The sequence below is a fragment of the Secundilactobacillus pentosiphilus genome (genome assembly GCF_002217985.1).
In the GTDB taxonomy this organism is placed as follows: domain Bacteria; phylum Bacillota; class Bacilli; order Lactobacillales; family Lactobacillaceae; genus Secundilactobacillus; species Secundilactobacillus pentosiphilus.
Map to the genome: position 1 here is coordinate 29,570 of NZ_BCMI01000012.1, position 14,020 is coordinate 43,589.

At 45.8% G+C, this 14,020-nt stretch carries 14 protein-coding genes; 1 reads left to right on the forward strand and 13 read right to left on the reverse strand.

All coding sequences use genetic code 11. From position 1 onward, the window contains the following. The first annotated feature begins 19 nt into the window (after positions 1–19). Positions 20–1,192 carry a class I SAM-dependent methyltransferase gene (locus CES81_RS07150; protein WP_089121242.1) on the forward strand — a complete coding sequence of 391 codons (1,173 nt, stop codon included), beginning with the start codon at positions 20–22 and terminating at the stop codon, positions 1,190–1,192. A gap of 643 nt (positions 1,193–1,835) precedes the next feature. On the opposite strand, the gene CES81_RS07155 is transcribed toward CES81_RS07150, so the two are convergent. From CES81_RS07155 to rsmG, 13 genes are all read right to left on the reverse strand, one after another. Next, positions 1,836–2,180, reverse strand: coding sequence for an AzlD domain-containing protein (locus CES81_RS07155; RefSeq protein ID WP_089088945.1), 345 nt, complete (start codon positions 2,178–2,180; stop codon positions 1,836–1,838). A gap of 17 nt (positions 2,181–2,197) precedes the next feature. Beyond that, the gene (locus CES81_RS07160) at positions 2,198–3,001 is read right to left on the reverse strand and encodes an AzlC family ABC transporter permease (RefSeq protein ID WP_089088946.1); all 804 of its coding nucleotides are present in this window, start codon (positions 2,999–3,001) and stop codon (positions 2,198–2,200) included. A 322-nt stretch (positions 3,002–3,323) separates the two neighbouring features. Further along, complete coding sequence (locus tag CES81_RS07165; protein ID WP_180949753.1) at positions 3,324–4,619, reverse strand: serine hydrolase; 1,296 nt, start codon at positions 4,617–4,619, stop codon at positions 3,324–3,326. Positions 4,620–4,635: 16 nt separating this feature from the next. Next, complete coding sequence (locus CES81_RS07170; protein WP_089121264.1) at positions 4,636–5,790, reverse strand: sensor histidine kinase; 1,155 nt, start codon at positions 5,788–5,790, stop codon at positions 4,636–4,638. A 28-nt stretch (positions 5,791–5,818) separates the two neighbouring features. Next, positions 5,819–6,508, reverse strand: a complete 690-nt coding sequence (gene croR / locus CES81_RS07175; RefSeq protein ID WP_089088948.1) for a response regulator transcription factor CroR — start codon at positions 6,506–6,508, stop codon at positions 5,819–5,821. Between the two features lie 264 nt (positions 6,509–6,772). Continuing rightward, the gene (gene guaB, locus CES81_RS07180) at positions 6,773–7,912 is read right to left on the reverse strand and encodes an IMP dehydrogenase (protein WP_089121244.1); all 1,140 of its coding nucleotides are present in this window, start codon (positions 7,910–7,912) and stop codon (positions 6,773–6,775) included. Between the two features lie 304 nt (positions 7,913–8,216). Beyond that, on the reverse strand, positions 8,217–8,984 hold the full coding sequence (locus tag CES81_RS07185; RefSeq protein WP_179211662.1) for a DUF1129 family protein: 768 nt from the start codon (positions 8,982–8,984) through the stop codon (positions 8,217–8,219). Between the two features lie 295 nt (positions 8,985–9,279). Then, positions 9,280–10,380 (reverse strand): redox-regulated ATPase YchF, encoded by a 1,101-nt coding sequence (gene ychF / locus CES81_RS07190; protein ID WP_089088951.1) that lies wholly within the window; start codon positions 10,378–10,380, stop codon positions 9,280–9,282. A gap of 22 nt (positions 10,381–10,402) precedes the next feature. After that, complete coding sequence (locus CES81_RS07195; protein WP_089088952.1) at positions 10,403–10,594, reverse strand: DUF951 domain-containing protein; 192 nt, start codon at positions 10,592–10,594, stop codon at positions 10,403–10,405. A 10-nt stretch (positions 10,595–10,604) separates the two neighbouring features. Next, a complete protein-coding gene (locus CES81_RS07200; protein WP_089088953.1) occupies positions 10,605–11,486 on the reverse strand; it encodes a ParB/RepB/Spo0J family partition protein in 882 nt (293 codons plus the stop codon). Beyond that, positions 11,470–12,243, reverse strand: coding sequence for a ParA family protein (locus tag CES81_RS07205; RefSeq protein ID WP_089088954.1), 774 nt, complete (start codon positions 12,241–12,243; stop codon positions 11,470–11,472). Before CES81_RS07205 ends, CES81_RS07200 begins: the two co-directional genes overlap by 17 nt. Positions 12,244–12,262: 19 nt before the next feature. Further along, complete coding sequence (noc, locus tag CES81_RS07210) at positions 12,263–13,087, reverse strand: nucleoid occlusion protein (protein WP_089088955.1); 825 nt, start codon at positions 13,085–13,087, stop codon at positions 12,263–12,265. A gap of 21 nt (positions 13,088–13,108) precedes the next feature. Further along, positions 13,109–13,837, reverse strand: a complete 729-nt coding sequence (gene rsmG, locus CES81_RS07215) for a 16S rRNA (guanine(527)-N(7))-methyltransferase RsmG (protein ID WP_089121246.1) — start codon at positions 13,835–13,837, stop codon at positions 13,109–13,111. Between the last annotated feature and the right edge of the window lie 183 nt (positions 13,838–14,020).

The following is a 14,020-nucleotide window of genomic DNA, read 5'->3' on the forward strand; positions in this document are numbered from 1 at the left end:
GAGAGAGGATTGAAACTTCATGCTTGAAAAGACGTTTTACAAAACCTTTCTGAGCCGTTCATTCAATATCCCAGTTAAAGTAACGTACTGGGACGGCAAAACAGAAACTTATGGGGATGGCGACCCCGAGGTTCACATTACTTTGAACGAGCCAATTCCCATCGGGGACATTCGTAAGAACGCATCGATTGCGCTTGGTGAAGGTTACATGGATAAGAAAATTGAAATCGACGGCAGTATCGAAAAGCTGATCACTTCAGCCTATGAAACTGCTAACAGCTTCTTTCATAACAATAAGTTTATCCACTTCTTGCCAAAGCAAAAACACGATGAGAAGGAAAGCAAGCAGGACATCCAAAGCCATTACGATTTAGGTAATGATTTCTATAAATTATGGCTTGATAAAACGATGACGTATTCCTGTGCTTACTTTGAACATCCCGATGATGACCTGACAACCGCACAGATTAATAAAGTGCATCACATCATCAATAAACTCAACCCGCAACCTGGTCGAACCTTACTTGATATCGGTTGCGGCTGGGGGACTTTGATGCTGACAGCTGCTAAGGAATACCACTTAAAGGTTACTGGTGTCACGTTAAGCCAGGAACAATACGACCTCGTTTCGCAACGGATCAAGGATGACCACTTAGAAGACGTGGCTGAAGTACTATTGGTGGATTACCGCGAGTTAGGCGATCGCCAGTGGGATTACGTCACCTCTGTCGGCATGTTCGAACACGTCGGCGAAGAAAACCTCGGTCAGTATTTCAAGGACGTTGCCAAATATCTCAGGCCTAACGGTGTGGCGTTAATTCACGGTATCACCCGGCAAGGTAAGGGTGCCAATAACGGCTGGCTAAATAAGTGGATTTTCCCGGGTGGCTACGTACCGGGTCTGACAGAAAACATCCAGCACATGTTGGATGCTGGCCTGCAAATCGATGACTTGGAACCACTACGACGTCACTATCAAAAGACTACGGAAATTTGGGATAAAAACTTTAAAATGCATGAAGCGGAAATCACAAAAATGATGGACGAACGCTTCGTTAGGATGTGGGACTTGTATCTGCAGGCATGCAGTGCATCGTTTGCATCGGGCAATATTGATGTGATGCAGTTCTTGTTGTCAAAGGGACCTTCTTCAAGGGAGTTGCCGATGACGAGGGGGTATATGTTGAAGTAAGGTGCGAAACCAGGCGGTTAGAGAGCGGAGTGTAAGGTAACTCAGCCGGAAATCCTGGGCTTGGATTTATGGCTGAGTTGCCTTACATGCAGCTCTCTGCCTGGTGGAGCCCGATTAAAGTAAGGTGCGAAACCAGGCGGTTAGAGACTGGAGCGTAAGCTACTTTCATCGGAAATCCCCGAACTTGGGATTTGTGATGAAAGTGGCTTACGTGCAAGTCTCTGCCTGGTGGAGCCCGATTCGGCTATATAACATTGTAAATCCTGGGTTTGGGATTTATAGTCAGGCCGCTTTACATGCAGCTCTCTGCCTGGTGGAGCCCGATTAAAGTAAGGTGCGGAACCAGGCGGTTAGAGACTGGAGCGTAAGCCACTTTCATCGGAAATCCCCGAACTTGGGATTTGTGATGAAAGTGGCTTACGTGCAAGTCTCTGCCTGGTGGAGCCCGATTCGGCTATATAACATTATAAATCCCGGGTTTGGATTTATAGTGTCAATGCGTTACGTGCAAGTCTCTGCCTGGCGGAGCCCGATTCAGCTACACAAAAGTGAACAGCCAAAAAGCAGCGCAACCCCAAACGGATTGCGCTGCTTTACTATTCAAAGGACTAAAAGTCCCAAGTTTTCAATTTAACTAAACGCCTCACAATACAACTGCCAGTAAGAACACGCTGACTAGGCCCACCACTACGGAAAGCGCCATCGACCGTGTAAAGTAGGCAACTAGACCTACAATAACTGAAGCGATGATCTCCGGCACGTGATGGATGACATCGAACTGATAGGTTGGACTCACGAAAACGTCCTTAACCACCAGCGCGGTGAACAGTGAAACTGGAATAAATTTCATCCATTCATTGAACCATTCCGGAATTTTACGCTGGGTAAAAATCTTGATCGGTATGTATCGTGGCGCAAACGCCACGAAAAAACCCAAGATAACTAATAAGAGATGTTGCGCTGTATTCCAGTGATTTACTGCTGTCATATCTGTCCCCTACTTAACTAATTCTCGTCTGACTCTTCTTCAACTGCCGCTTCTTTGCTGCCAGGGCTACTAACCTTATAAAGAAGGTGGCTCCCCGGTTTTTTATTACGTAAGTAATGCTCCAAAGCAAATCCGATAAACGATGAAATTAAGGTCGAAATAACTAATCCTAAGGTACTCTTCGTCAGTACCAGGAAGAATACCGCCAGTACTGCTGCGATTAAACCAATGAATATGGTTAACCGGTTTTTGACCTGCATAATAATCATGTAGAGGAACAGTGCGGTAAGCGCAAAATGAACGACCGTTAAATCAATTTTTAACGCGCTCCCGACCAAACTGCCGATAATATTACTAACGGTCCAAAAAAGTAGGGAGTAGTGTTCAACCATCAATGCTTCTCGCGGTGTCCACTTTTTGTCCGTGGCAAACTTTAAATAGTTTACCGCGTAGTTTTCATCGTTCATCGAGACCGCAAAAATCAGTTTAAACCGTTCAGAGGTGCCAATCAGGTATTTTGATAAACTTGATCCAAGCAATGCGTATCGCAATTCCAAGAAGAACAGCATCAGCACAATGGACAGCAGCGGTGCGTTAATTGTCAGCATGGACGCAATCATAAATTGCGCACCACCTGAAAAAATAAAAATTGACACAAGCCCGGTTAGAATCGTATTGAATCCAGCCGCGTGCAAAAGCACACCGCAGGCCAATCCGATAGGAATGTAACTTAAGTTCAGCGGCATTGCAACACTTAATGTTGAACGCCATTTGGGCTCATTAGGGTTTGGCACTTGTTTTATCAAGAATGATGCCTCCATAAAAGGTAAAGTGGCGAAGCAGACGATTAGAGAGCAGCAGCAAAGATAATTCTCCAGCTGCTGACGCCGTATAGGACAAGCAAATCATTCAGTTTGAAATTACTTTCCTGTCCAAACATGCATCCGCTCCACAAATCGACAATTACACAATACAAGGTCATTTTACCATGTTTCATTCTGTTTTCCTACGGTGTTTTCACAAGTTAACTGGACAATAAAACAGTAAGTTTAATTTGTGCAATCTTATTTCATAATAAATAGCAAACTATCTAGCAATCAAAAAGAATAAAGTTCGTATCCACACTTTAAGCTACTTTAAGATTTAAAATAATGACAAGAAATCACGCCAAGTACGAACTAGCCAATTTGCCTGTTTTATATTATAAATAGTTTTAACCGGTAAGCTGACCGTGTCTGAATCGTCAATTTGTGAAATTGTCTTTCCGGCTAGTGTTAACCGTACTTTTCCGACCGTGGTATTAGCTGCCAGCGGTGCTTTCAGACCATCTTTCTCTTGATGACCGGTATCGATCAGTAATTGTGATTTGAGCTGTGTTCTTGACTGGCGTTTTCCAAGCCAAACCGTTGTTGGCTTAGCTGCGGTGATTTCCGCCGTTTTTACTTTACCCATAGGTACCTTAACGTTACTCAATTGGTAAGTCTGAGTGTTCAAGGTCACCGGCCGATAGCTGGCATAGACCCAGTCCATCAAATATCGGGTCTGCACAAACCGGGCCGGATCGCCGGTTTTTTTGTTCTGCGCGTGCATCACAACGGTGATGATACGGTGGCCATGTTTAGAAACGGTGCCGGTGAAATTACCGCCAGCAGCCTTTGAAGTCCCCGTTTTTAATCCATCCACCGGCAGATTTGATTGATACTGACTCAATCCCCTTAGCATCATATCCCAATTCTGCATACGGGTTTGACTACTGCCGCCCTTATCAAACCAAGCTTTACTCAACTGCGTAGTTTGCAAAATCTCCGGATAATCCTTTAAAAGGACCTGCGCTAAACGGGCAACGTCCTGAGCCGACATGGTATTCTCATCGTTTTTGGCAACTGATGGATAGCCTAACTTACCAGCCTGACCGTTAGTGATCCCCGAAGCCGTTACGATGTGCGCGCTGGTCAAATGAAGCTGCTTTGCAGTTGTCCGCATCTTATCTATGAACCGGTGCGGACTGCCCGAAACGGCGTTGCCAAGTGCGGAAACCGCCCCATTGGCCGAAGTAATTAGACTTGCCTGGTACAGCTCGCGAACGGTGTATGTCCGATTGGCACTTAACGGTACGTTAGTAAGATCAGGATTACGGCTCATCTTGGCGATCTCTGGGCTGATCGCCACTTGCTGGTTCCAGTGCAATCGGCCAGCCTTAATTTCTCTTAAAACAATGTAAACCGATAATAGCTTAGTCATAGAAGCAATCGGCAGCTTCTGCTGATCGTTTTTCTGGTACAGGATCTGGCCAGTATTGGCATCAACCGCAATCGCTGATTTAACCTGTAAATCGGGGGTAGCTGCTCTAGCACTAAACCCGCCGAACAATAACGTCACCACGAAAACGCACAAAAATAGCCCGAATCGCAAGCTATATTTAGGAGATTTATTTAACATAATTCCCTCCATAGGATCATTTTTTATGATCATCTTTTAATTGAGTTCCATTTTTAACTGGTAAATGAATAATGAACCGGGTCAGTTCATCGGTTGACGTCACGTAGATGTAGCCGCCATGCCGATCAACAATACTTTGAGCAATCGCCAGCCCTAATCCAGTTCCGCCCGTTGCCTTAGACCGCGATCCTTCAACCCGATAAAACCGTTCAAAGACCTGCGATAACGCAGCTTCTGGAATCTTTTTGCCGTCATTTTCCACGCTAATGACAACTTGCTGATCATCCGGCTGTTCGGCCCGCAAATTAATGTGTTTACCGCCCTGACCATACTTCAAAGCATTGGTAATCAAGTTATTGAACACCCGACCCAGCTTCTCCGCATCCGCTTCAATGTGAATCGGTTTATCGGGAACCTCAATGTTAATGGCCATGCCCTTCTCGCCAGCTTCCAGTTCAAAACTGGCTTCCAGCTGCTCTAACATTTGACCAATGTCTAACGTAGCAATCGATAACGGCGTATCGGTCTGGCGCATTTTCGTATAAACAAATAAGTCATCCACTAAAGACTTCATCTGTTTAGCTTTATTGTAGGCGGTATTCGTATATTTCAAGAGGTCTTCTTCGGAATGGTACTGTCGATCTTCCACCAATCCAAGGTAGCCAATAATGGAGGTTAACGGCGTCCGTAAATCGTGGCTGACGTTGGTGATCAAATCGTCCTTTGATTTCTCGATTCGCCGTTCTTCATCCATTGAGGCAATGACGGAGTCCACCAGCGCGTTCACTGAAGTGATCACCCGTTGTGTTTCCCCCTTGATCGTAAACGGAATACGGTGGTCAAAATGGCCGTTGGCAATGTAATGCAGTTCATCAATAATGTGCCGTAATTGCATTTGCCGGTAACGGCGAATCAGCCGCCAGTAAACAACCCCTGCATCAAACAGGATCATCAAGACAATGAAGATGTTTTCCCAGCTCCAAAGCTGATAGTGAGCGGGTCCGATAATGATCGAGCGCTTGATGATGAAGATCCCGTCTTGAAGACCTGGGTTCGTCTGAATCATTTCGTTTAAAAGGACGATCACCGACAAATTAAGCAACAGCAAAAGCACGACGGTCACGATACCTTCCATGATCAGCGCGCTTTTTTCCCTGCCTGTGAGCTTCATTGCCTTACCGTCTGTATTCATATTTCCCCTAATGTGTTTCAATCTTGTATCCGACACCCCAAACCGTTTGAATGACCTTCTCGCCGCCAGTTGCTTCTTCGATCTTATCCCGCAAATGTGATACGTGGACCATGACCGTCTTAGCGGAAACAATCGACTCCTGACGCCATACCCGTTCGAAGATCTCGTCAGCTGAGAAGACCCGGTTAGGATGACTAGCTAACAGGTATAGAATTCCAAATTCTAAGGCCGTCAGATTCACCAGCTTACCCGCTAAGGTCTTCACTTCATGGGAGTCCTTGTTAATGGTCAATGAACCAATATCAAGCACGTCTGGCTTTTCGTCAGTCACGTGATCGGAAGCCCGACGCAGCAATGACTTGACCCGTGCCATAACTTCCAGCGGATTAAACGGCTTAGTCACGTAATCATCACCGCCACTGACTAGGCCTTGAATCTTATCCATATCATCGGTTTTCGCAGACAAAATCAAAATCGGCAGTTCAGAATCCTTACGAACTTCCTTAATGACTTCGATACCGCTCATTTCAGGCATCATAATATCCAAAATCATCAGTCCGATATCCGGTGTGGTATGCAGCTTAGTCAGCGCTTCTTTACCATTGTAGGCGGTAATTGGTTCATAACCCTCGTTTTTAATGTAGATTTCCAGCAATTGTGCAATTTCTTTATCGTCGTCAACAACTAAAATTTTCATGATTTTTGAGTTCTCCTTATTATTCAAGCAATCGATCAAAATGGCCTTAGCCACTTATTCGTGAGCAATCCGTGAGCGTAATTCAACCACCCCGTTTGCTTAGGTCTATCTTACCAAAAGATAATCAGTCATTCATTATTATTCCGTTAATTTAAGGTTCTCATTAAATTCTACAGCAGATTTCTGGAATAAACAAAAGAAGCCCAAAGAGAAATCTAATTGATAACCTCTCTCAGGCTTCTAAACGTCTTTAAACTGGTTTAATTATTTGTAATTAGGTGCTGCCTTAGTCAACTGTACATCATGGGGATGCGACTCAATCAAGCCAGCGTTGGAGATACGTACAAACTGTGCGTCATCAATAAGGTCTTGAACCGTTTCACAGCCTGTATACCCCATCCCAGAACGTAAACCGCCGACCATTTGGAAAATGATGTCGTCGACGCTGCCCTTGTATTCCACGCGAGCTTCGATTCCTTCTGGCACCAGCTTGTTGGCTTCGTTGACACCGCCTTGGAAGTAACGGTCAGCTGAACCATGTTCCATGGCTGCCAGTGACCCCATACCACGATAGGTCTTGTACTTCTTCCCGTTATCTTCAAAAACCTCACCGGGCGCTTCGTCCGTACCTGAAAGCATTGAACCAAGCATAACGGCATTACCACCGGCTGCTAACGCCTTAACGATATCGCCGGAGTACTTGATGCCGCCATCAGCAATGATCGGTTTGTGGAATTCCTGAGCAACTTCAGCGGCATCGTAAATCGCTGTCAGTTGCGGAACACCGACACCAGCAACGATTCTTGTGGTACAGATGGAACCAGGACCGATACCAACTTTCACAACGTCAACACCGGCTTCGAATAATGCTCGGGTACCTGCACCAGTGGCAACGTTGCCGGCAATCAGGGTAGCATCCGGAAGCTGTTCGCGAATCTCAGCAACTTTCCGCAAAACACCCGCTGAGTGACCGTGGGCCGTATCAATGATGATGGCATCAGCACCGGCGTCAAGTAAGCCTTGAGCCCGCTCGAAGGTGTCGGATGTCACGCCGACAGCTGCGGCAACTAATAGCCGGCCCTGATCATCAACGGCGGCGTGCTTGCCAATTTGATCACTGGTCACAGCTTTAACCTTAGCCACTTCGCCAGCCTGAGCTTCTTTGGACATATTTTTGTGAATAACACCTAAGCCACCATTATTGGCCATGGCAATTGCCATTCTTGATTCCGTAACAGTGTCCATACTGGCACTGAGAAACGGTACGTTTAATTTCAAATTATCAGCTAACTGGACCCTTAAATCTACATCATTCGGTAACACATGACTTTCTGCAGGTATCAGCAACACGTCATCAAAAGTAATCCCTTGTTTTTGAAACTTCGAATCCCAATTAGTTGTCATTGAAATGAACGCTCCCTTATTAATTTTTTTGTTATTGTTTGGTAATATACCAGCGACTTTCAGAAAATGCAAGGATTCTCATTAACTTGTAAGATTTAAGTTTCGAATTCTCATCAAACATGTTCTCAAAGCACGCTCTTAAGCTTAATTTTTAAATAATTTGGGAACAATTTATTAAGTTAGCTTCGTTTTGTTCGGAGCATCCTCATCCTAGGTATACAAAAATCAGCTTGATCACTGACCAAAACGGTTGCTTATCAAGCTGATTTTTAGTTGAGACGACGTAATGTCTCTTAATGACGCATTATTTACGACGGGTTGGTGCTGTACTGCCAAAAAAGCCCTGGGTCAATTTGTAATGGCTTTTGACGACGAATGATGTCAAAGCGCCAAATACCCCAACAATAAGCATTGGCCATGCACCGATAGCTGGGTTCAAATAACTTGGCAGCATTGATGTCAATGTGAATAACAGCAACCATAGAACTAGGAATGCCAACGCAGATAAGACCCGAATCCAAAGCGAGTACTTATGTTCACGTTTGGCATCGAAAGCCCGTGGAATAATCGGTAACGCTAATCCTGCAATCACTGAAGATAAAATGATTGAGAACATGCCGACTGCTTGATTATCCTTCTGTGAAGCCGGTGCAAACAGGAACATGAGGCCAAACATAAAGCAGAACATCGTGAAAAAGTTCATCCCGTTATAAAGTACACTTGGCCAGTAGGGGTCCGTGGCACCAGCCGGCCGTTTGGGCCCTTCAACAATCTCTTTAATACGGGCGTCAATATCACTGCCGTACAAGTTACGGGCGGTTTTACCCGTTTTTTGGCCTTCCAGCAGTTCACTCGTCGTCTGCTTGACGATTTCTGCCTTCTTTTCGGTCGTTAGCTGAGTTGCTTCCAACGCCTGGTTAAACCGGAATAAATAGTCTGCATTCCGTTTAGTCAAACCAATGTTATCGAAAGCAGCCCGCTCATTTTTAGCTGCACTATTACGATCCTGGTGAACAGCAGCGTTACGTTGACGCTGCTGCGCACTAGCATTGCGTTTATCATTCTCGCTCAAATTGGAATCTCCTTTTCTGGTTGGATTGGGGTGGTCTAATTTTATATAGCTGAAACGTGTTCCGCCAAGCAGATAGCTGCATGTAAGTCAGTTCCGGTATAAATCCAAGACCAGGATTTTTACCGGAACCGCCTTACACTCCGCTATCTAACCGCTTGGCTACACACTCTGCTTTTGAAACGTGCTCCGCCAAGCAGGGAGTTGCATATAAGTCACTTTTGACACAAATCCCAGGTTCGAGGATTTCTGTCAAAAGCGCCTTATACTCCACTCCCTAACCGCTTGGTTCCGCACTCTAGACATTGAACCTAAACTCCGCTATATCCCCATCTTGCATGACGTAATCCTTACCTTCAACACGCAGCTTTCCGGCATCCTTTACCGCTGCTTCCGACTCCAACTTATCTAAGTCATCGTACGCCATAATTTCCGCACGAATGAAGCCCCGCTCAAAGTCCGAGTGAATAATTCCGGCCGCCTGTGGTGCCTTAGTGCCCTTTTTAAAGGTCCAAGCTCTGGTTTCCTTACCACCAGCCGTGAAGAAGGTTTCTAGACCTAACAGCTTATATGATGCGCGGATCAGCCGGTTCAAGCCCGGTTCCGTCACGCCTTCAGCTTCTAGGAAGTCCGCTTTTTCGTCATCGTCCAATTCAGCGATTTCCTCTTCGGCTTCTGCAGCCACAGCAATCGCTTGGGCGCCTTCCTTAGCAGCATAATCCTTGATTGCTGGGAAGTACTTGGACTTTTCTGGATCAGCCATATCATCTTCAGCAATGTTGGCAACGTAAAGTACTGGCTTGCTGGTCAGCAAGAACAGTCCCTTAACGATCTTTTGTTCGTCTTCGTCAAAGTCGATTGAACGAACACCCTTACCTGCTTCAAGTACCGGCTTGATCTTATTCAAAACGGCCAGTTCAGCCTTAGCTTCCTTATCGCTGCCCTTAGCGGCCCGTTGTACCTTTGCCAAACGCTTATCGACAGCTTCCAGATCTGACAAACCTAATTCCAAATTAATGGTTTCAATATCATCGATGGGGTCGATTTTACCGGAAACGTGGGTGATGTTATCGTCATCAAACGCCCGCACAACGTGCACAATAGCGTCTACCTGACGAATGTTTTCCAAGAACTTGTTTCCTAAACCTTCACCCTTGCTGGCACCCTTAACAATGCCGGCAATATCGGTAAATTCAAACGTGGTTGGAACCACTTTTTTAGCTGGAATCAATTCTTGAATCCGGTCTAGTCGTGAATCCGGTACTTCAACCATCCCAACGTTAGGATCGATCGTTGCAAATGGGTAGTTAGCCATTTCGGCTCCTGCCTTGGTAATCGCGTTAAATAAGGTTGACTTACCAACGTTTGGTAAGCCGACAATTCCTGCTGTTAATGACATAATAAAGTCTCACTCTTCCTTTTTAGTCAGTTTTTGGTTTCTTTTCTAAAACCTTTTTCAGCTTTTTTTCAAACTCGCGACGGCTCAGCATCACGATATGGCCGCAGCCGGTGCACTTGATTTTAATATCGGCACCCATTCGAATAATTTCCCAGCGGTTAACACCACATGGGTGCGGCTTCTTCATTTCAACTAAATCACCTAAATCGTACATCGAATCACTCCTAATCTAAATGTACGTCGAGAATATCCAGAATACGGCTTAAGTCGTCATCTGACATATACTCGATTTCAATCCTGCCTTGGCCGGCTTCTTTAGACTCACTGATCGTTACTTGCGTCCCAAACTTCTCTTGGAGCACGTTTTCACCCGCTCGCAAATAAGGCGACTTCTGCTTGACGTGCTTCTTCGGTTTTGCGGCCGCTTGACCGTTCATCTTACTGACGACGCCTTCCAAAGCCCGCACAGTCATTTTACCATCCGCAGCCCGGTTAGCCAGACTCACCATCTGCGACCGGTCTTTCAAAGACAGCAACGTTCTGGCCTGCCCCATTGACAGACGCTTTTTTTGCAGCAGTTCCTTCACTTGCTTTGGTAACCCTAGTAACCGTAAATAGTTGGCAATGTACGGCCGGCTTTTACCCAACCGTGAAGAAACCTGAGCCTGTGTTAAGTTCAAGTTGCTCATCAGCATTTCGTAGGCCTCAGCCTCTTCTAACGGTGTCAGGTCTTCACGCTGCAAGTTTTCCATCACAGCAATTTCCATCATCTGCGGTTCAGTGACTTCCCGGACGATTGCTGGAATCGTTTCGTTCTTGATCAACTTAGAAGCCCGCACACGCCGCTCACCGGCTAGAATCTCATAACGAGAAACCTCTGGATCCGGCTGACGAACAATGATTGGTTGAAACACACCCGATTTTTTAATCGACTGTGCCAAATCCTTCAGTGCCGTCTGGTCAAACTTTTGCCGTGGCTGATACGGGTTCGGGCGAATTTGATCGAGTTTAATATCAATCACTGTTTCTACATTTGGGTCAACGCTATTATCCGCAAATAATGCTTCAATGCCGCGTCCGAGTCCCTTATTATTTTTGTTTGCCATGAGCAGCTGCCACTTCCTTTGCGAGTTGCGAATAAACTTGAGCACCGGTTGACTTCGGATCATAATCCATAATTGGTAACCCATGGCTTGGTGCCTCAGATAACCGGACATTACGTGGGATGATGGTCTCGTAAACGTTGTCTTTAAAGTACTTTTTCACTTCTTCATTTACTTGGTGGCCCAAATTAGTTCGGGCATCATACATGGTCAGCAAAACGCCTTCAATCTTCAAGTTAGGATTGAAATGCTTGCGTACCAGTTGAATCGTATTGAGCAATTGACTGAGCCCTTCCAATGCGTAGTACTCCGATTGAACTGGAATCAAAATGGAGTTGCTGGCAGTAAAGGCATTAATGGTCAACAGACCCAATGAAGGCGGACAGTCCACCAAAATGAAATCGTATTGATCCTGAATGGCTTTAAGGGCATCTAATAAACGAGTCTCGCGGGCAATTTGAGCCGTCAGTTCAATTTCAGCACCTGACAGTTGAATGGTTGCTGGCGCAATGTCTAAATCTTTATGACTCGTATGTAAGATCACATCAGCAATTGGCTCTTCATTAACCAGAACGTCGTAAATGTCCTTGGAAATGGAGGACTTGGCAATGCCAACCCCACTGGTAGCGTTCCCCTGTGCATCGATATCGACCAACAATACGTGGTTGCCCAGGTTGGCTAAGCCAGCACCCAAGTTCACTGCAGTCGTCGTTTTGCCGACCCCGCCTTTTTGGTTCGCAAGCGCAATTATATCTGCCATCGGTTTTCGTCACTCCTTTTTATGATTTTTTCATGATGTCGATAGTAATTCGGTAACTATCATCATGATCTTCTTCCGTCGTTTTCACTTTCAGACCAGCGTTACTGACCATCTTTAACGATTTTTTGATGGTGTTGACTGCCACGCGGGTATCGGCTGAAACTGATTTGATCTTCGGCTTTGGCTTTTCCTTAGCACGGTGGCGCTGAATCAGCCGTTCCGCATCACGGACGGTTAAATGATCAGCAATGATCCGTTCTAACAGTTTTTCTTGCTGCTTGGGCGTCACCGCCAACAGTGCCCGGCCGTGCCGTTCACTGATCTCTTCGTTCATGATAGCTTCTTGAACGGGTTCACTAAGCTTCAGCAGCCGTAATTTGTTTGCGATAAATGACTGGCTTTTACCAACGTCTTTTGCCAGCTGACTTTGCGTCAACTGGTTCAGCTTCATCAAGGATTGGTAGGCCTGTGCTTCTTCAATCGGGGTTAACCCTTCCCGTTGTAAGTTTTCAATCAGCGCCAGTGAAGCCGTCTCATCATCTGATAATGCTTGAATGATCGACGGTACTTCACGCCACTTCAGCGATTTTACCGCCCGATAGCGCCGTTCCCCGGCAATGATTTCGTATTGATGCGGTTCGTACTCCCGTAAGACGATTGGTTGCAGTAAACCATGATCCGCAATGGTTTGTGCCAGTTCATCAATGCTGCGCTGATTAAAAACGTGCCGCGGCTGGAACCGGTTTGGCACAATAGCATCTACCGGTACCATGACCACTTTTTGTTTAATGTTTTCGGTTTCTCGCTGGTTGGATTTATCGTGACCAAATAACGAAAACGCCATCCTAATCGTCCCCCTTTCTAACTAATCGCCGAGTGGCTCCTTGTTAGGCGTTCCAGCCTTTCGTGGGTAGCGCTTGGGTGTCGGCTTGACCTTATCGATCACCACAATGTGCCGTTCGTCCCCTGACTCAGGCAGGGTAAATGATTGGTCTAAGCTCAGTTTACCGCCTAACGTGGCAATTGCGGATTGTGAATGTGCCAGTTCTGATTCAGTCTGCTGTGCTTTTAACGCAATAAACTGGCCGTGCAGTTTAACAAGTGGCAAGCATAGTTCACTCAATACGCTCATCCGTGCTACTGCCCGTGCGGTAACGACATCGTAAGCTTCCCGGTGTTCGGAACGCTTGCCGCCAAACTCTTCAGCCCGCGCGTGGTAGACGTTCACACCGTCTAAGCCCAAATCAGCAATCAAATCCTTCAAGAAATTAATCCGCTTGTTCAAGGAATCCACGATGGTTACTTGCAGATTAGGAAACAGGATCTTCATCGGTAACGATGGAAAACCGGCTCCGGCACCAACGTCGCAAAGTGTCAGCTTCTCAGTACGTAATTCGAGTGCATAAAAGGCGGGCGTTACTGAATCATAAAAATGCTTCAGATAAACGTCACCGCGTTCAGTGATGGTTGTTAAATTAAGGTGTTGATTCGTGTCGACCAGAACTTTAAAATACTGGTCGAACTGTTGCATTTGCTCCTCGGAAACCGTAATTCCTTGGACTTTTAACGCAGCAATAAATTGGCTATCATTCATTGAAATCTCCTAAGACATTCTGTGAAACACTTTGTTTCACGCTCTAGTATACTTTACATTAATTATGGTATGTACGCAAGCTCTTACAAGTGGTTATTGCTCGCTTTTTTGAACTTTTTTATGGGTGGTTTTGGCGCGACTGTTAGCTTATTTCGTTCCGCATTCAGGGCAGCTCGTTGTGCA